Annotated in this window: 15 protein-coding genes; 5 read left to right on the forward strand and 10 right to left on the reverse strand. The window is 63.1% G+C overall.

Translation table 11 applies throughout. The features are described 5' to 3' along the window. Nucleotides 1-86: 86 nt before the first annotated feature. From ureC to JF545_RS18935, 4 genes are all read right to left on the reverse strand, one after another. A complete protein-coding gene (gene ureC, locus JF545_RS18920) occupies nt 87-1,790 on the reverse strand; it encodes an urease subunit alpha (protein WP_206944636.1) in 1,704 nt (567 codons plus the stop codon). After that, a complete protein-coding gene (locus JF545_RS18925; protein ID WP_206944645.1) occupies nt 1,787-2,125 on the reverse strand; it encodes an urease subunit beta in 339 nt (112 codons plus the stop codon). The genes ureC and JF545_RS18925 overlap by 4 nt, the downstream gene beginning before the upstream one ends. A gap of 90 nt (nt 2,126-2,215) precedes the next feature. Then, nucleotides 2,216-2,518, reverse strand: coding sequence for an urease subunit gamma (gene ureA / locus JF545_RS18930; RefSeq protein WP_206944647.1), 303 nt, complete (start codon nt 2,516-2,518; stop codon nt 2,216-2,218). A gap of 57 nt (nt 2,519-2,575) precedes the next feature. Continuing rightward, entirely contained in the window at nt 2,576-3,511 is a 936-nt protein-coding gene (locus tag JF545_RS18935) for an urease accessory protein UreD (RefSeq protein WP_206944649.1), read from the reverse strand. A 437-nt stretch (nt 3,512-3,948) separates the two neighbouring features. Here JF545_RS18935 and JF545_RS18940 point away from each other — a divergent pair, with 437 nt between their 5' ends. The 5 genes from JF545_RS18940 to JF545_RS18960 are packed head-to-tail and all read left to right on the forward strand — an operon-like array spanning nt 3,949 to nt 11,691. After that, complete coding sequence (locus JF545_RS18940) at nt 3,949-5,310, forward strand: TolC family protein (protein ID WP_206944651.1); 1,362 nt, start codon at nt 3,949-3,951, stop codon at nt 5,308-5,310. Beyond that, a complete protein-coding gene (locus tag JF545_RS18945) occupies nt 5,307-6,533 on the forward strand; it encodes an efflux RND transporter periplasmic adaptor subunit (RefSeq protein ID WP_206944653.1) in 1,227 nt (408 codons plus the stop codon). The genes JF545_RS18940 and JF545_RS18945 overlap by 4 nt, the downstream gene beginning before the upstream one ends. Beyond that, nucleotides 6,526-9,678: an efflux RND transporter permease subunit gene (locus JF545_RS18950; protein WP_206944655.1), complete on the forward strand. Its 3,153-nt coding sequence runs from the start codon at nt 6,526-6,528 to the stop codon at nt 9,676-9,678. The genes JF545_RS18945 and JF545_RS18950 overlap by 8 nt, the downstream gene beginning before the upstream one ends. Beyond that, nucleotides 9,672-10,364: a response regulator transcription factor gene (locus tag JF545_RS18955; RefSeq protein ID WP_206944657.1), complete on the forward strand. Its 693-nt coding sequence runs from the start codon at nt 9,672-9,674 to the stop codon at nt 10,362-10,364. The genes JF545_RS18950 and JF545_RS18955 overlap by 7 nt, the downstream gene beginning before the upstream one ends. Then, nucleotides 10,342-11,691 (forward strand): sensor histidine kinase, encoded by a 1,350-nt coding sequence (locus JF545_RS18960; protein WP_206944659.1) that lies wholly within the window; start codon nt 10,342-10,344, stop codon nt 11,689-11,691. Before JF545_RS18955 ends, JF545_RS18960 begins: the two co-directional genes overlap by 23 nt. A gap of 65 nt (nt 11,692-11,756) precedes the next feature. Here the strand turns inward: JF545_RS18960 and urtE are convergent, their stop codons facing one another. From urtE to JF545_RS18990, 6 genes are all read right to left on the reverse strand, one after another. After that, a complete protein-coding gene (gene urtE / locus JF545_RS18965) occupies nt 11,757-12,455 on the reverse strand; it encodes an urea ABC transporter ATP-binding subunit UrtE (protein WP_206944661.1) in 699 nt (232 codons plus the stop codon). 139 nt (nt 12,456-12,594) lie between these two features. Further along, the gene (urtD, locus tag JF545_RS18970) at nt 12,595-13,428 is read right to left on the reverse strand and encodes an urea ABC transporter ATP-binding protein UrtD (protein WP_206944663.1); all 834 of its coding nucleotides are present in this window, start codon (nt 13,426-13,428) and stop codon (nt 12,595-12,597) included. Continuing rightward, a complete protein-coding gene (gene urtC, locus JF545_RS18975; RefSeq protein ID WP_206944665.1) occupies nt 13,425-14,564 on the reverse strand; it encodes an urea ABC transporter permease subunit UrtC in 1,140 nt (379 codons plus the stop codon). The genes urtD and urtC overlap by 4 nt, the downstream gene beginning before the upstream one ends. Nucleotides 14,565-14,566: 2 nt before the next feature. Further along, the gene (gene urtB / locus JF545_RS18980; RefSeq protein ID WP_206944667.1) at nt 14,567-16,210 is read right to left on the reverse strand and encodes an urea ABC transporter permease subunit UrtB; all 1,644 of its coding nucleotides are present in this window, start codon (nt 16,208-16,210) and stop codon (nt 14,567-14,569) included. Nucleotides 16,211-16,315: 105 nt separating this feature from the next. After that, entirely contained in the window at nt 16,316-17,566 is a 1,251-nt protein-coding gene (urtA, locus tag JF545_RS18985; protein ID WP_224852092.1) for an urea ABC transporter substrate-binding protein, read from the reverse strand. Between the two features lie 363 nt (nt 17,567-17,929). Then, nucleotides 17,930-18,724 (reverse strand): 4'-phosphopantetheinyl transferase family protein, encoded by a 795-nt coding sequence (locus tag JF545_RS18990; protein ID WP_206944671.1) that lies wholly within the window; start codon nt 18,722-18,724, stop codon nt 17,930-17,932. Nucleotides 18,725-18,800: the final 76 nt, after the last annotated feature.

An 18,800-nucleotide genomic window follows, 5' to 3' on the forward strand; every position in this document is an offset into this window, starting at 1 on the left:
TCTCCCTATTTCCACCACCTCACCCCACGGGCAGCCCTAGGGTTTGTGCGAAAAGTCGACGAGCGCAGGCACTTTTCTGACACGCCCTAGAACAGGTGGTAGCGCTGTGCAAGGGGCAGTACGTCCAGCGGCTCGCAGGTCAAAAGCTCGCCATCACAGGTCACCTCATAGGTCTGGGCGTCAACCTTGAGGTCGGGGCAGCGATCATTCAGTTTCATGTCGCGCTTGCGGATGCCGCGCACGTTGCGACATGCCACCAGCCGGCTGGCCAAACCCAGTGACTCCTTGAGTCCTGAGTCCAGCGCTGCCTGGGACACAAAGCTCACCCGCGTCGCCGCAGCCGCTTGCCCCAGCGCACCGAACATCGGCCGATAGTGCACCGGCTGTGGCGTCGGAATCGAAGCGTTGGGGTCCCCCATGGGCGCCATGGCGATCATTCCGCCCTTGAGAACCAGAGCAGGCTTGACCCCGAAGAACGCCGGATCCCAGAGCACCAGATCCGCCAGCTTGCCCACCTCGACCGACCCGATTTCTTCGGCCATACCATGGGTGATTGCCGGATTGATGGTGTATTTGGCGATGTAGCGCCGAGCGCGAAGATTGTCTGCACCGCACGCCTCATCCTCGGGCAGCAACCCGCGCTGGACCTTCATCTTGTGGGCGGTCTGCCAGGTACGGCATACCACCTCGCCTACACGCCCCATGGCCTGTGAGTCAGAGGCGATCATCGAGATCACCCCCATGTCCTGCAGGATGTCTTCGGCGGCGATGGTCTCCCGACGAATACGCGAATCAGCAAAGGCCACGTCTTCGGGAATATTCGGGTCCAGATGGTGGCACACCATCAACATGTCCAGGTGCTCATCGACGGTATTCACCGTGTAGGGCCTGGTGGGATTGGTCGAGGATGGCAGCACGTACTCTTTCGAGCAGGCGGTGATGATATCCGGCGCGTGCCCGCCACCCGCTCCCTCGGTGTGATAGGTGTGGATGCCCCGTTCCTTGAAGGCGGCCAGCGTATCCTCGACAAACCCCGACTCGTTGAGGGTGTCGGTGTGGATCGCGATCTGCACGTCATAGCGCTCGGCAACGCTTAGACAGGTGTCGATGGACGCAGGCGTGGTCCCCCAGTCTTCGTGCAGCTTGAGCCCCATGGCGCCTGCCTCGATCTGAGCTTCAAGCGCCTCGGGCAGGCTGGCGTTGCCCTTGCCCAGCAGGCCGATGTTCATCGGCAGGCTGTCGCAGGCCTTGAGCATGTGATGAATGTGCCAGGCGCCAGGCGTGCAGGTGGTGGCATTGGAGCCGGTTGCAGGCCCGGTGCCGCCTCCCAGCATGGTGGTGATGCCGCTGGCCAGGGCCTCATCCACCAATTGAGGACAAATGAAATGCACGTGGGCATCGATGGCACCCGCCGTAAGGATCTTGCCTTCCCCTGCGATGACCTCTGTCCCCGGCCCGATGACGATGGTGACATCCGGTTGGGTATCCGGATTACCGGCCTTGCCGATGGCAGCGATTCTGCCCGCCTGCAGCCCGACGTCGGCCTTGACGATGCCCCACCAGTCGAGAATCAGCGCGTTGGTGATCACCGTATCCATCACCGCGTCATCGACACGCTGGCTTTGCCCCATGCCATCACGGATCACCTTGCCACCGCCGAACTTGACCTCATCACCGTAGTGGGTCGCATCCTGCTCGACCTCGATCCACAGCTCGGTATCCCCCAGGCGCACCCGGTCGCCCACGGTGGGCCCGTAGATGTCGGCGTAGGCTTGACGACTGATCTTCATGACGGGTCTCCCTGAACATCCGATGCAGTACCCAAAGGCCCCATGACCTCGCCACGAAAGCCATAGATGTGACGAGTGCCAGCAAAGCTGACCAGGGTGACCTCACGGGTCTGGCCCGGCTCGAAACGCACGGCGCTGCCGGCAGCAACATCCAGCCTGAAGCCACGCGCCTTGACGCGGTCAAACAAGAGCGCGGGATTGGTCTCGGCGAAATGGTAGTGCGAGCCGACCTGGATCGGCCGGTCGCCACGGTTGGCCACCTCGATGGTCACCCGCTCGCGCCCTTCACACAGTGCGATCTCGCCGTCCTTGAGTTGGTATTCTCCGGGTATCATGCCTCGCCCTCTGATGGTCCGTTGGCAACGGTCTACTCCCATGTCGCTGCTGCAAGCCGCTGCGGCAGACGACACTGAGCAGGCATCCGTTCAGGTAATCGGATGATGGACGGTCACCAGCTTCGTGCCGTCAGGAAAGGTGGCTTCGACCTGAACTTCGTCGACCATGTCGGCAACGCCCTCCATGACATCGTCACGGCCCAGGATCTGTTTGCCGTAGCTCATCATCTCGGCGACGCTGCGACCCTCACGGGCCCCCTCCATGATCTCGCAGCTGATCAACGCGACCGCCTCGGGATAGTTGAGCTTCAGGCCCTTGGCCCTTCGCCGTTCTGCTACTAACCCCGCGGTAAACAGCAGCAGCTTGTCCTTGTCTCTCGGTGTCAGCTCCATCGTTACTTCCTCAAGGTCAGACGACACGACGCTCGCTAGACGACGGTCGGCGTGGAGTCAGGTGAACCAGATGCGCGGCGGACAGGCCGTGCGCTCCAGCAACATCGGTCTTAGCAGTTTCCAGGCAGCCTCACACAGCGTCCAAGCTTCATGCCGCGAGTGCCCGAGATAGCGCAGCAGCAATACGCCGTCACGCAGAGTGACCGCCCATGGCTGTTGCATCATCGAGGGTGAAGACAGATCGACGACATCGTCGGTGCGTCCCCGTCGGCCCGCCAGCTGTTCACGCAGCACCTCCACCGCTGCCGCGCCATCGTCCAAGCCTACGGCCCAAAGGGTGGCCTGAACGCTGCAGCCACGCTGGCCCCAGGCGCCGCTGAAGCGGCGGTGAAGCGGATCAAGCGGCTGACGCTCGATCCACAGCGGCTGGCCATCTCGGGCTAACCTGAAGCTCTGTTCCAGGTAGCCGCTGGCAAACGGCAGGTCACTGGCAGGCCGGCCCAGGGCGAGCACCTCCCAACCCAGGCAGCGCGCGTCCCCGTGCAACTCGATCTCGGTAGATTGGCGCCCACGAGAGCCATCGAAGGCAATGGTTTCCTGAGGCAACCACTCGAGGCTGGCGCCGGGCTCGACCACCAGCCGGGTGCGCTGGGACCAGCTCACCTCGTTGCTGTCCGCCCGATACAGCTTGTTAGCGGCAGGGGTCGTGAGTAGTGCGCTGGCACCCCTTGCCACCCGTGCTTGAATGTCCAGCGCATCACCGCTGACCAGCCCGCCCGGTGGATGCAACAGGTAGACGTGGCAGGTGCCGTCGCGTCCTTCGGGGTAAAAGGGCCGCTGCACCCTCAAGGGGCCACGGTGGTCCACTCGGTGCAATCGAGTCGCTGCACCATCATGGCGAAAGCCCAGTGACAGCCTCGCCTCCCAGCGCCGTCCCGCGTCAAAGCGATGGCCGTGCCGATCGGTCACATCCTGTATTGTCTGCGCGCTCATGGCTCTCCCGGACGATGGTTCGTGGTGACGCCGTCTGGCCACGCCACACAATACTGCCCGATGACGGTGCAATGGTCGTACCACCTCACCTTTAAATCCTGTTTTTTACTTTATTATCAACGATATATAGTGCACCGAAAGTGCACCATGAAGCCCCCTTAGCTATCTAAGGCACCAACTCGGTGCACCGCTAAGCGCATCCGGCATCATTTTGGTGCGCATGTCGCTATTGCTGTGGACCTCGTCGCCAGGACTGTGCAGCGTGGTCACTTGTCTGCCTGAGACCTCACCCGCCCTTCCTGCCGCCCTTCTTCTATCTCCCCTTCACCGTCCTTCCATCGCCTTCCTGTCACGCCGCTTGCTACTGCCGTTAACCCTGCCTTAACCCCCCGCTTGGCTATGCTGCGCGCCTTTGAGAACCCAGGAGACCCATTCTCATGGTTCGGGCCCCTTTCCCTGCCTTGCTGGCGGGCGTCCTGCTGTTGACGCTGGCTGGCTGCTCCATGATCGACGAGCCAACCTCCTACCCTGACAGGACCGACGCCTTGATCGCCCAGGTGCCGGACTGGTCGGCAGCTGTCGGCGGTAGCGACGTCGGCTCACTCAACGACCTAATCGCGTCCGATGCGCTCGATCAGCTCGTTGAAAGGGCGCTGCAGGCCAACCCCGGCCTGCAACAGACCCTGTTGACGCTGCGTATCCGCCAGACACAGCTGCGCCAGACCGGTGCTGACCGCCTGCCCGAGGTCGAAGCCGGCTTCAGCGCCAGTGACAGCGAAGACAGTGCCAGCACCTACAGCGGCTCAGTCACGGTCAGTTGGGAAGCCGATCTGTGGCAGAAGATTGCCGATCGCACCGCCGCCGCCGATCAGGACGTCGCACAACAGGCGGCCCTGTATCAGGCCGCCCGGGACACCTTGGCGGCCGACGTGATGACCAGCTGGCTTGCGCTGATCGCGCAGCGTCATGCCATCACCATCCAGCAGCAGCGCCTGTCCACCCTTGAAAGCAACGAGTCCCTGATCCTTGAGCGCTATCGCAGCGGGCTCGGCAGCCTCGAGGATCTGGACAGCGCGCGAAGCTCCACGGCCAGTGCCCGTGCCAGCCTGGTGGAGTATCAAGAAAGCCTGGCGCAACAGCAGCGTGCACTGCAGACCCTGCTGGGCGAGATTCCCGATAGCGGCGAGGAGGTGGCCGACGACTATCCCGCGGTACTGACACCGCTGGCAGAGCTGCCAAGCCAGTCGCTGCGTCGCCGACCGGACCTGATCGCGGCCTACCACGCCATTCAGGCGGCCGACTATCGCACCCAGGCCGCCTACAAGGACCTGCTGCCAAGCACCAGCCTGCAGGCCGCCATCGAGGACGTGGCCGACTCGCCATCCCAGGCGCTGCTGACCGATCCGGTGTGGTCGCTGCTGGGTCAACTGACGGCTCCGCTGTTCCAGGGAGGCGAGCTTCGCGCAGCCGCCGAAGAAGCCGAACTGGAGACCGCTCAGAGCTACCAGGCGTACCGCGAGACCCTGCTCGAGGCGGTTGGCGAGGTGGAAGATGCCCTCGGGCTCGAGCGCTCTCTCGCCCTGCAACAGCAGCACATCGCCAATGCCCTGGACCGCCAGCAATCTACCCTGGCCCAGTACCAGTCGAGCTACCGCTCGGGGCTGGTCGACATCCTCGACCTGCTTTCGGTGCAACAACAGACCTACGACCTCGAGGCGCAACTCGATGACCTCAACTATCAGCGCCTGGCCAATCGCATCGACCTCGGCCTGGCACTCGGCCTGGGAGTGACCCCATGACACGTCGCTGGAGCAAAGCGCTGCCCCTGAGTCTGGCCCTCGCGGTACTGGCGGCGGTGGTGGTTCATGTCGTCACGCCAGGTCAGGCACGAGGCCAGCACTCACCACCCAGGCCTGGTGGCCAGCCGGAGGCCGATTCAGGCCAGGTGCAGGCGCGTCAGTCAGACCGCCAGCAGGCCCCCCAGCGCACCGAGGTAACGGTGGTCACCGCAGAGACCGCGGCCCACGCTGCCCGCATCAACGCCTACGGAGAAGCCAGCGCGCATTTCGAGCTGACCCTGAGCGCCGAGGTGTCCGGGCGCGTCGACGGCCTTGCCGACAACTTCGAGGGAGGTCTTCGTATCGGTAAGGGCGAACTGCTGGCCACCCTGGAGGACAGTGGTTACCAGGAGGCCCTGGCCGTCGCCCAATCGACGCTGGCCACTGCCGAGGTGAGCCTGCTGGAGGAACAACGCCAGGGAGAACAGTCCAGAATCGAGTGGCGCTCGTCGGGGCTCTCGGGCGAGCCTGACTCGCCGCTGGTACTTCGCGCCCCCCAGCTCGCCGCCGCGCAGGCGGCGGTCGATGAGGCCAAGGCGTCGCTGGCCGCCGCTCGACAGGACCTCGACCAGACCCGCATCACTGCCCCCTTCGATGCCCTGATCACCGATCGCCACATCGCCCCGGGCAGTTTCGTGCAGTCTGGCACCGAGATCGCCACCCTGGTCAGCACCGACCGCATCGAGATCACCGTGAGTCTGTCCGCCGCGGAATGGTCGCAACTGCCGGACTCGGCCACGCTTACCGCGGGTGACTGGCCCGTCACGCTGACCGATATCGAGAGCGGAGAGCAATGGACCGGACAGGTCATCCGGGCGCATCAGCACCTGGACGCCACCAGCCGCCAGCGCTCTCTGGTGATCGGGGTTCAGGCCCCGTTCGACCAGCCCCCCGCCCTGCTGCCCGGCACTTTCCTCGAGGCGAGCCTCAAAGGACGTACGCTCGATGGGTTGTGGCAGCTCCCCGCCACCGCCCTCGGCCAGTCCGGGCAGCTCTGGTACGTCACCGACGATGACGCTCTGGCCAGCGTCTCGACCGAGGCCGTCTTCAGCGACGGTGCCACGATATACGTAAGACCGCCCGAGGCGATCGCTGATCAGCCGACCCGGGTGGTCGTGCAACCCCTGAGCAGCTACGTCCAGGGCATGCTGGTGACCACCGTGGAGGCCCGTCAGGATGTCTGACACGAGCCATCGCCAAGGCGTGATCGCCTGGTTTGCCCGCAACCCGGTCGCTGCCAATCTCTTGATGTTGCTGGTGATCGCGCTGGGCGTCAGCGCCCTTGGCACCCTCCAGAAGGAGGCCTTCCCGAGCACAGAACCCGACAGCCTGAGCATCTCGGTCAGCTACGACAGTGGCTCGGCAAGGCAGTCAGAAGAAGGACTCGCGATCAAGATCGAGGATGCGCTGGAAGGGGTCATCGGTATCGATTCGATCGTCAGCACCTCCACCACCAGTGGCACCACCGTGACCGTGGAGAAGACCTCCGACTACGACCTGGATACCCTGCTTAGAGACGTCAAGACCCAGGTGGACGCCATCTCCAACTTTCCGGCCGACGCTGACAATCCGGTCATCAGCAAGGCCGAGCGCGAGGAGCACTCGCTGTGGATTCAGCTCTATGGCGACGCTGACCGAGCCACCCTGCAGCAGTTGGCCGACGACCTCAAGGCAGACCTGCTGGCCCACCAGGACGTCAGTCGTGTCTCGATCAGTGGCTGGCTCGATCCAATGATGGCCATCGAGATCGACGAGGGTCGCCTGGAAGCCTACGGCCTTTCGCTCAGCGACGTGGAGGAAGCGGTCAATGCGAGCTCGACCAGCACCTCCAGCGCCGTATTGCGCAATGCCGATCTCTACCTGCAGCTCAAGGCGTCGCGCCAGGCGTACCTCAAGGATGAGTTCGCCGCCATTCCACTGATCACCACCACCCAGGGCGATCAGATCCGCCTCGGTGATGTGGCCAGGATCCGCGACACCTTCGACGACACCACCTCCAGCCTGTCGCGCTTTGATGGCGAGGACAGCATCGCGTTACAGATCGTCACCACCGGCACCGATGACATTTCAGACTCGGTCATTGGCGCCCGCGAAGTGATTCAGCAGTGGCGTGACGATGGGCTTTTGCCCCAGAACGTGCAGCTGGCCACCTGGTACGATCGCAGCACCTCGATCAACGAACGCCTGGCTCTGCTGATCGACAATGCGCTGTACGGTATTCTGCTGGTGTTTACCCTGCTGGCGCTGTTTCTCAACCTGAGGGTCGCGCTGTGGGTGGCCATGGGCCTCCCCTTTGTGTTCTGCGGTACGCTCTACTTCATGGGCGAGCCCTTGCTTGGGCTTACCCTCAACGAATTCACCACCTTTGGCTTCATCATGGCGCTGGGCATCGTGGTCGATGATGCCGTGGTCGTGGGCGAAAGCGTCTACGCCGAGCGCCGCGCCCATGGTGACACCCTGGACAGCACCATTCGTGGCACCCTGCGCGTCGCGGTGCCCACCCTGTTTGGCGTGTTTACCACGGTGGTGGCCTTCTTTGCGCTCTCGCAGATAGAGGGCAGACTGGGCAAGCTCTACGCCCAATTCGCCGCCGTGGTCGGCCTGTGTCTGGTGCTGTCGATCATCGAGTCGAAGCTGATTCTGCCGGCCCACCTGGCGCACCTGAATACCCGCTCCTCGACTTCCCGTCATTGTCTTGGCCGGCTGTGGGGGCGGCTACAGGACGCCGCCTCTGGCGCGATGGAACGCTTCACCCAGGCCGTCTATCGTCCGCTGGTCAAGCTCGCTCTGGTGCATCGAGCAAGCGTCACAGTGCTGTTCACGGCGCTGTTGATCCTGGTCCTGGCCATGCCGTTCAACGGCAGCATTCGCATGAGTTTCTTCCCCGATATTGCAGGCGATACGGCGCGCGCCAACATCACGCTGGAAAACGATGCGAGTTACGGCTTGACCCACCGGGCGCTGGACCGCCTGCAGGACAGTGCCATCGAGGCCGACGCCACGCTGCGCCAGGGCAAAGGCGTCAGCGCCATCGAGCACCTGCAGATCACCTCGAGTGATGACCAGTCAGGGACCGTCACGGTCAAGCTTGCCGATGATTCGCCCTACGACCTCGACCAGTTCGCACACCAGTGGACGGCCCTTGCCGGGCTCCCGGAAGGCACCCGCACGCTGAGTGTTCAGAGCCGGCGCAGTGACTTCTCTGCGCTTCGCGTCGAGCTTCGCGCCAGCGACGATACCCTGCTGAGCGCGGCCGGCGACGAGTTCCGCGCGCGTCTTGAAGCCATTGATGCCGTCAGCGGCCTGGAAGACAACCTCCGCCCGGGCCAACCTCAGCTTCAGCTCGACCTCACCGCCCAGGGGCGCGCGCTTGGCATGAGCACCGACGAGCTGGCCGAACAGGTCATGCAGGGCTTCAATGGTCAGGTGGTGCAGCGCTATCAGCGCGGCAACGACGAGATAGAGGTGAAGGTGCGCTTTCCCGAGAGCGAGCGCCAGTCGCTGGTCGACGTGCTGTCGTCGCGGGTACGTGCAGCGGACGGTACCGTGCTGCCGCTGTCCAGCGTCGCTACAGCGAGTCTCGGCTACACCCGCGACACCATCACCCGGATCGATAACCAGCGGGCCATCTATATTTCCGGCGACGTGGACAAGGAGCTGATCTCGGCCACCGAACTGGTGACCCTGCTCGAACAGGAGGTCGTCCCGGATATCCGCAGCGCCTACCCCGGCGTCGACATCCACTTCGCTGGCGAGGCCGAGCAGCAGCAGGAAACCCAGTCCTCGATGGTCACGGTCTTCGCCTTCGCCATACTGCTGATCTACATGCTGCTGGCGGTCCCCCTGAAATCCTACGTTCAGCCTCTGCTGATCATGACCGCGATCCCCTTCGGCGTGGTCGGGGCGCTGCTCGGTCACTGGCTCAATGACCTGTCCCTCGGGATCCTGTCCCTCAATGGCATCATTGCCCTGTCCGGCGTGGTGGTAAACGACAGCCTTTTGCTGGTGTCCCGTTTCAACGAGCTGCGAGACGAAGGCCTGGCCATCCCGGACGCCATCGTCGCCTCCGCCACCAGTCGCATGCGTGCCGTCGTGCTGACCTCGGCCACCACCTTTGCCGGGCTCTATCCCCTGCTGGGAGAAACGTCCCATCAGGCCCAGTTTCTGATTCCGGCCGCAGTGTCGCTGGCATACGGTATCCTGTTCGCCACCCTGATCACGCTAATCCTGATACCGGTGCTGCTGAGCCTGCAGACCAGCCTCGAGCAATGGCTCACACGCTGGAGGCGACGCACGCCCGGTGAAGACGAGGCCGAAACTCCATGCTGAACGTGCTGCTGGTGGAAGATGACCTGGATCTGGCCATGACCATCGTGCAATACCTGGAGATCCAGCAAATCCGGTGCGATCACGCCAGCAATGGCCAGCGCGGGCTCACGCTCATCCGCGACAATCGCTATGACGTCATCCTGCTGGATCTCAATCTGCCGCGACTGGATGGCCTGAGCGTCTGCCGCGAGGTTCGCCACGCGGGCGATGACACCAGCATCCTGATGTTGACCGCCCGCGACCGCCTCGACGACAAGGTCGATGGCTTCGAGGCGGGCGCCGATGACTACCTGGTCAAGCCGTTCGAACTGAAGGAGTTGGCGCTGCGCATTCGCGCCCTGGGCCAGCGACGCAGCGGGCAGATCAAGCGGCTGCACTACGCTGGCCTGGTGATGGATCTGGTCTCCCTGACGGTGCTTAGAGACGGTCAGCCGCTGCACCTGTCACCTACCGGCTGGCGACTGCTGGAACCCCTGCTGCGCGCATCGCCCGGGGTCGTCAGCCGCCGCGCTCTGGAGGAGGCGGTGTGGGGCGAGGAACCTCCCTACAGCAATAGCCTCAAGGTACATATGCACCATCTGCGCAAGGCCGTGGATCGAGACTTCGATCCGCCGCTGATACACACGATCCCCGGACGCGGGTTCGCCTTGAGGGAGGCACGGGATGATCCGTCAGATACGCCTTAAGCGACAGCTCGCGGGGATCCTGCTCACCTTGGGTGCGCTGCTGGTGGGAGGCTACTCGCTGCTGGCGGCCCACTACTTCAAGCTGGGGATGGACAGCACCATGGTGGGGGCCATGGAACAGGCGGTGCATCAGCACATTCGCCAGCGGGCCAAAGGCACGGCAGAACCCGACCTGGGCGCCTTCACCGTCACCTCGACCTGGCAGCAACAGCCCAGGCAGATCCGCAGCTTGTTGCCACAGCCGCCGCAGCAGGAGACGCGCCTGGTCACGTCGCGTGAGACGAAGCCGAATGGTCGCCGCGGCAGGCTGGTCTTCGCCATGCGCTTTCCCACCGACGAGGGGACGCTGTTTGTCAGCCACACTCTGACACGCCAGCAGATGTCGAGCCTGGTACATCGCACCATCCGTGACAACCTCACGAGCCTTCTGCTTATCAGCCTCAGTACCGCCGTCGCCCTGGCACTGGCGATCTGGCTACTGCTGCGTCAGCTAAGCAAGCCGGTGGCGCGCCTCGGGCGATGGGCGCGTGATCTGGAAAGCGCCAACCTGCAGGACCCTCTGCCGGACTTCCGCTACCCCGAGCTCAACGAACTGGCCTCGCTGGTACGCGACAGCCTGTCCTCCCAGCAAGACAGTCTCGAACGGGAACATCGCTTCCTGCGCCACTCAAGCCATGAATTGCGCACGCCGATCAGTGTGATGCGAAGCGGCATCGAACTGATCCGCTCGCTACCGCCGGAGCAGGCGCCTGTGGCCCGATCCGTGCTGGCGTCGATCATCGATCGCCTGGATCGCGCCAGCCTGAACATGAAGCATCTGACGGAAACCCTCCTGTGGCTAAGCCGCGACGAGCCCATCGATCTGCCCACCCGTCCCATCGCACTCGATCAACTGGTACAGGACATCGTCGAAGAACACCGCTACCTGCTACGCGACAAGGACGTCGTCCTCAGCGTGACCACAAGCCCGGCCACCCTGGAACAGTCCGAGGTGGCGCTTCGCATGGTCCTTGGCAATCTCATCCGCAACGCCTTCCAGCACACCTGGGCGGGTGACGTCACCCTGCGTCAGCAGGGTAAGACGATCTTTATCGACAACCTGCAGCGCGCCGACGGGCAGGAAGACGGAAGCGGTGACAGCCAAGATGCCGACAACGATGCCCCCGCAGGACACCCAGACACTGTCGACGACCTGGGCTTCGGCCTTGGCCTGGAGCTGACAGCTCAGCTCACCGAGCGGCTCGGCTGGCACTATCACAACCAGCCGGTGCCAGGGGGACACTACGTCCAGCTCACCCTGGTCGATGCCGCCGAGCCACACGGCTAAAGGCTCCCGTTTCACTCGAGCCCGAGCAAGGCTGGTGCTGCGAGCTGTCGACCGCCACTTTCGCCCTAGACGGTCAGGTAGCGCTTCACCACGTCATCACTCAATGCTGCTATGTCGCCCTCCGCTACGCGCCGGCCACGATCAAGGATGGCAAAACGATCTGCAAAACGGCGAGCAAAGGGGAGCTTCTGCTCCACCAGCAGTACGGTCAGCCCATCATCGGCGATCAGACGGCGAATGACCTCGCCAATCTGGGCGACGATGTTCGGCTGGATGCCCTCCCCCGGCTCATCGAGGATCAGTAGCTTGGGCTCGAGTACCAACGCACGCCCGATGGCCAGCTGCTGCTGCTGGCCGCCCGAAAGATCCCCGCCACGACGCTGGCGCATTTCCTTGAGCACGGGAAACAGCTCGTAGATGCGCTCGGGTACCTGGCGCAGGCCATCCCCGCGCGCTGCCAGACCGGTACGCAGGTTCTCTTCCACCGTCAGCAGTGGAAAAATCTGGCGTCCCTGAGGCACGTAACCGATGCCAAGGCGCGAGCGATCTTCCAGCCGACGGCGCTCCAGAGCCACGCCATCCGCGTATTCCAGCGCTCCTCCACGGATCGGCACTTCGCCCATGATGGCTTTCATCAACGTCGTCTTGCCGACACCATTGCGCCCCAGCACGCAGGTGCAGGCCGCTTTGGGCACCTGCAGATCCAGGTCCCACAGCGTATGGCTTTCGCCATAGAACTGGTTGAGCCCACGAATGTTCAGCATTGGCGGGCCCTCCGCTGTGCCAGCGCAGCGAGCCAGCGCGGATATCGCCGTCTTTTCATGCGGGCTCCCCTGACGCGATCCCATGCGACGACATAGGCACTTCGTACACCGGGATCCAGTGGAAAGCGTTCCAGTCCCATCATGCAGCCTCCTCATCGCCACCCAGATAGACCTCGACCACCCTGGGGTCGCTGGCCACCTTGTCCATGCTGCCTTCCGCCAGCACGGAGCCTTGATGCAGCACCGTGACGGTGCGTGCGATGGACCTGACAAAGCCCATATCGTGCTCAACCACCACCACGGAATGCTTGCCGGCCAGTCCCTTCAAGAGCTCGGCAGTACGCTCCATTTCCTGTTCGGTCATACCGGCAACGGGTTCGTCCACCAGCAGCAACCGCGGGCGCTGCATCAACAACATGCCGATCTCGAGCCACTGCTTCTGACCGTGGGACAGGATGCCTGCCTGGCGACGGCTCAAGGCTGACAGGCCGACGGTTTCCATGACCTCTTCGATACGATTGCGCAGGTCAGCATTCCGTCGAGCGACCAGGGTGGGCCACAGACTCTTGTCGGTGGCCATGGCTAGCTCCAGGTTCTCGAACACACTGAGCGCCTCGAACACCGTGGGTTTCTGGAATTTCCTTCCAATACCCAGGCGTGCGATCTCCGGCTCGTTCTTGGTCAGCAGGTTATGACGACTGCCAAACCAGACGCTGCCCGTATCAGGGCGGGTCTTGCCGGTGATGATGTCCATCATGGTGGTCTTGCCGGCACCGTTGGGGCCGATGATGCAGCGTAGTTCGCCGTCGTCGATGGTCAGGTTGAGATCATTGATGGCCTTGAACCCATCAAAACTGACGGAGACATCCTCCAGATAGAGGATGGGGCCATGGCGGACATCGACCGGGGACGCCTGCGGCACCAGAAAGTCGAAGACACGATCGCGATCGGCCAGACCATGCAGAAAACTCATGGGGTCGCCTCCTGTTTTACCGCCATATTGTTAGGTGCATCATCGTGCTGACGGCGACGCGACAATAGCCCGGCGATACCCTGAGGCAGCAGCACGGTAACCAGCACGAACAGCGCCCCCAGGGCAAACAGCCAGGCCTCGGGCATGATCCCGGTGAACACGCTCTTGGCATAGTTCACCGCCAGCGCGCCTATGACCGCGCCATACAGCGTCGCCCGCCCACCAAGGGCCACCCACACCACGATCTCGATGGAAAACAGCGGGGAGAATTCGCTGGGATTGATGATCCCTACCTGGGGCACATACAGGGCGCCAGCGACCCCGGCCAGCATCGCCGAGACGACGAACACGAAGAGCTGGTAGCGCTCTACCCGGTAGCCGAGAAAGCGAGTGCGCGACTCAGCGTCACGTACTGCCACGCAGACGCGGCCAAGCTTGCTCACGACAATGGCTCGGCACAGCAGAAACCCTAGTGCCAGGGCGACGCCTGAGGCGATGAACAAGCCCAGGCGCGTGCTGTCGGCGGACAAGTCGAAGCCCAGCAGCTCCTTGAAGTCGGTCAGGCCATTGTTGCCGCCAAAGCCCATCTCGTTGCGGAAGAACGCCAGCATCAGCGCGAAGGTCAGGGCCTGGGTGATGATCGACAGGTAAACCCCGGTGACCCGTGAACGGAACGCCAGAAAGCCGAACACCAGCGCCAGCAGGCCCGGCGCCAACAGCACCATCGCAAAGGCCACGCCCGGCATGTCGAACCCCAGCCAGTACCAGGGAAGGCTATCCCAGTCGAGGAAGACCATGAAATCGGGCAGCAACGGGTCGCCATAGACGCCGCGGTCGCCGATCTGGCGCATCAGGTACATGCCCATGGCGTAGCCGCCCAGGGCGAAGAAAGCACCGTGGCCAAGGCTGAGAATGCCTAGATACCCCCAGACCAGGTCCACAGCGACCGCCAGCAAGGCATAACACAGATACTTGCCAAGCAAGGTAACGGTATAAGTAGAGACGTGAAGCGGGTGATCGGCGGGCAACAGGTTGGCCAGCACGACCAGAGCCATGGCGCCACACAGCACCGCCAGGAAGGTCAGCGTTGAGCGCTCGCTAAAGGGGCGAGCAAGCCAGTGTCGGGATGTCATCATGCTCAGCCCTCCGCCGCGCGGCCTTTCTGCGGGAACAGTCCCCGCGGCCGCTTTTGAATGAACAGAATGATGAACACCAGCACCAGAATCTTGGCCAGCACTGCCCCGGCCCAGGGCTCAAGTACCTGATTGATCACGCCAAGCGAGAGCCCGGCGACCAGGGTGCCCCACAGGTTACCGACGCCACCGAACACCACCACCATGAACGAGTCGATGATGTAGTTCTGACCCAGGTTGGGACCCACGTTGGTGAGCTGGGACAGCGCCACGCCAGCAAGGCCTGCCACGCCGGAGCCCAACGCAAACGTCAAGATATCGACACGGGTCGCCCGAATCCCCATGGAACGCGCCATGGCACGATTCTGGGTGACAGCTCTCACCTCCAGGCCCAATCGCGTCCTGCGCATGACCAGCATCAGCGCGGCAAAGACCAGCACCGCAAACCCGAGCACGTACAGCCGGTTGAGGGTCAGCGACAGTGCATCGTTGATGATCAGCGAGCCGCTCATCCACTCCGGCGTCACCACGGTACGATTCAGGGGAGAAATCAGCGTACGTACCAGCTGCTGCAAGATCAGGCTGACACCAAAGGTGGCCAGCAGGGTTTCCAGCGGACGCCCCTTCAGAAACTGGATGACGCCCCGCTCGATCGCGACACCTACCAGTGCCGCCACCAGAAAGCCTGCCGGTATCGCCAGCAGCAGCGCCAGCCCCGGCTGCCCCGGCAACAGCTGCTGCATCGCCCAGGTGGTGTAGGCTCCCAGCATGATCAGTTCGCCGTGAGCCATGTTGATCACACCCATCACGCCGAAGGTGATCGCCAGACCAATAGCGGCCAGGACCAGGACAGAGCCCAGCGAAAGGCCGAAGTAGAGCGTCTCGGCGGCGCGATTGAGCTTCAGCGACTGCTCAATGTCAGCCAGCGCTGCGGACGCCGCGTCGGCCACCATGGCGTCTTCGCTGCGGCTGGCCTGCATCAATGCCGCCCTGACCTGTCCATTCAGACTGCCGGCGAGGTCCGCGACAGCGGCGCTGTCGCCCTGCTCCAGTCGGTGGATGGCAATCGCCTGGGTCAGGGCCGCCGCCACCTCCGGGTCACTCTCGTTCTGGGCAAGTTCCGACAGGGACTCCACCACCTCGGTATCGACGTCCCCCAGCAGCGCTTTCGCTGCAATCAGCCGCTGTGCGGGATCATCGACGCGCAGATCCAGCAGGGCCAGGGTGCTGTCCAGGTGGCCACGCAAACGATTGTTGATGGCGACCCGGTCAAGCTCGCGCCGCGACACCTCCCCCGCCTCTTCCATGGTGAGGGCGTCTGCCACCGGCCATTGCCGGCCTCGGTTGGCCAAAATCACGACAATGTCGCCGCTGTCCTTGACCTGGGCCAGCTTGCCCTCGGCGAAACTCTCGAGCCATCCGCGTGCGCGCGTGTCACCACTCGCGGCAATGGCATCGATAGCCGCCTCCTTTTCGCGAAAGTTGGCCTCAGCGAGTGCCTGCAGCAGCTCGCGACCAGCGTCTTCCTCTAGAGTTGCACTGGTGTCCTGCTCTGCGGCGTTGTCCTGTCCAAGAGCACATGGCCCAAGAGCGACCAGGCTGACCAGCAGCAGCGCCTTCAACCAGTATCGCCATGCTGTTGTGTTCATAGCGGAATTCCGTGAGCGCCCTTGTCAGATCGTCAAGGGCATCATGATGGGCGTGGTCCTGGCCGGGACGTCATGGCGCCCCGGCCGTGTTTTTGGTAGCGAATGTCACTCCGTGGCAGCAACGTCGGCGCCGCCGCCGCAGCTACCCTGCACCACGTTGTAGTTGCCGCACTCGAGCGGTGCACGCCAGTCGCTGATCAGATCGCGGGAGCCTTCCAGGTAGTCTGACCAGGCATCCCCAGCGACGGTGGAGGGCGTTTCCCACACGACCGAGAATTGGCCGTTGTCCTGGATTTCACCGATCAGCACGGGCTTGGTGATGTGGTGGTTGGGCATCATGGTGGCGTAACCACCGGTGAGGTTGGGCACCGACACCCCAATAATGGCTTCCTTGACGGCGTCCACCTCGGTGGTACCGGCCTTGCGCACCGCTTCTGTCCACATGTTGAAGCCAATGTAGTGAGCTTCCATGGGGTCGTTGGTCACGGCGTTGTCGTCCCCTGTGTAGTCGTACCAGGCGTCGATAAAGTCGTAGTTGGCGTCTTCGTCGACGCTCATGAAGTAGTTCCAGGCTGCCAGGTGGCCTACCAAGGGAGCCGTATCCAGGCCGGACAGCTCCTGCTCACCTACGGAGAAGGCGACGACTGGAATATCAGCGGCATCAACGCCCTGATTGGCCAGCTCACGATAGAAGGGAACATTGGCGTCGCCGTTGATCGTGGAGACCACGGCGGTTTTCTTGCCCGCTCCGCCAAACTGCTTGATCTCGGAGACGATGTTCTGCCAATCCGAGTGACCGAAAGGGGTGTAGTTGACCATGATGTCCTCGTCGGCCACCCCCTGGGACTTCAGGTAGGCCTCGAGGATCTTGTTGGTGGTGCGCGGATAGACGTAGTCGGTACCCGCCAGCACCCAGCGCTCCACGCCGACATCGTTCATCAGGTAGTCGACGGCCGGAATGGCCTGCTGATTCGGTGCAGCGCCGGTGTAGAAGACGTTCTCGGAGGACTCTTCCCCCTCATACTGAACCGGGTAGAACAGCAGCCCATTAAGCTCTTCCACCACCGGCAACACGGACTTGCGAGAGACCGAGGTCCAGTTGCCGAAGATCACGTCGACCTCATCCTGGGCCAACAGCTCACGCGCTTTCTCGGCAAACAGCGGCCAGTTGGATGCCGGGTCAACCACCACCGGCTCCAGCTCGCGACCCAGCAATCCCCCCGCTTCATTCTGCTGCTCGATCAGCATCAGCATGGTGTCCTTAAGCGTCGACTCGCTGATCGCCATGGTGCCGGACAGGGAATGCAGGATGCCGACCTTGATCGGGTCCTCGTCGGCAACGGCGGGAGCCGCCATCGCCACAGACAGTGCTGACAGCGCAAAGGCAGAAAGCGCCAAGGAACGGCGGGCAGGATTGAGCACAGCAGAGGCCGAAGCTAAGGACATGGGAAATTCTCCAGGGTGACGTTGTCGTTATCGGAGTCGTGGCGACAGGTCGCGGTGCACGATCGTCGCCTCACTCTGACAAAGCAAGTTCCATGCCACTTATGTTTTCACGGGCCCCGGTGTTATCTCCCGGTTCTCTTCGGACTGGCAAAGGCACCCTCTTGGTGCAGCCACCCTTGCCGACTTGCACCAAAAGCAGACGTTGACGTCTGCCATCCCAAAGCCTTAGTAACGTTCTTCAAGACGTTCCGCGCCATCCCGCTAAGAGCCGCCTTACGACTCACCCCCGAGCAGGCACAGGGTGATGACCTTCCCCGCTTCAATATGGAAGGCCACAGGCCACTCGATATGCTCGTGACAAGGCGCCCTCCCGTGGGCTGGTCCAGCAGATTGCCATGCGCACGACGGACGAAAGACAAGAAGGCCAGGCAGCGCACGATGCAGACAGACCTCCGCGAAGTCCACGTAGCGCTTTACGCCCGGAAAGATGGCCTTGTAGATCGCCTCCTTTGCACTGAAAAGAAGCGTCACCGCCATAGGCCTCGATAGCCACCCAGGAAGGTGCAGAAGGTCAGCACCACTAGCGACCACCTCTGCCACGCTATCGGCCTCATCAGCGTCCAGACATTGCTCCACGTCAATGCCCACCCCTGCATATACATCAGAGGGTGCCACGGCGGATAACGCCAGATCGCTGCAGTGAGAGATGCTGCCAAGCACGCCAGGGGGCCACCGCGGAAGACGGTCAGCCCCCCTGCCCGGCACCCCGCTGTCGATACCCAACAGACCAAGCGCATAGACCGCGCAGAGTCGCCCGGCCCGGTACTCATCGCGCCGTTTCGGCACAGCGCCCTCCAGTTCGGACGGCAGCGGCACCCTGGCCAGCGCTTGTCGCACGTGCTCCTTGCTGCCCGCCCACGACGTTTGACCCGCCCCACTGCTAGCGAGCCAGAAGCCAGCGATAGCGAGCCCAGGCCGTTGCAGTGCCCTCAGCTGGAAGGGCTGGCCGTAGGCCTGTCGGTCGCCCGTGAGCGGAGTGCCAGCCCCGCCGATCGAGATGAAGCTCATTCCCCTGCTCGACCGACGGGGGCTAAACGGCTCAGGCAGTCACATTTCACATACTGCATCACCTTCGCCGATACGC

The organism is Halomonas litopenaei, from assembly GCF_017303055.1.
GTDB lineage: Bacteria > Pseudomonadota > Gammaproteobacteria > Pseudomonadales > Halomonadaceae > Halomonas > Halomonas litopenaei_A.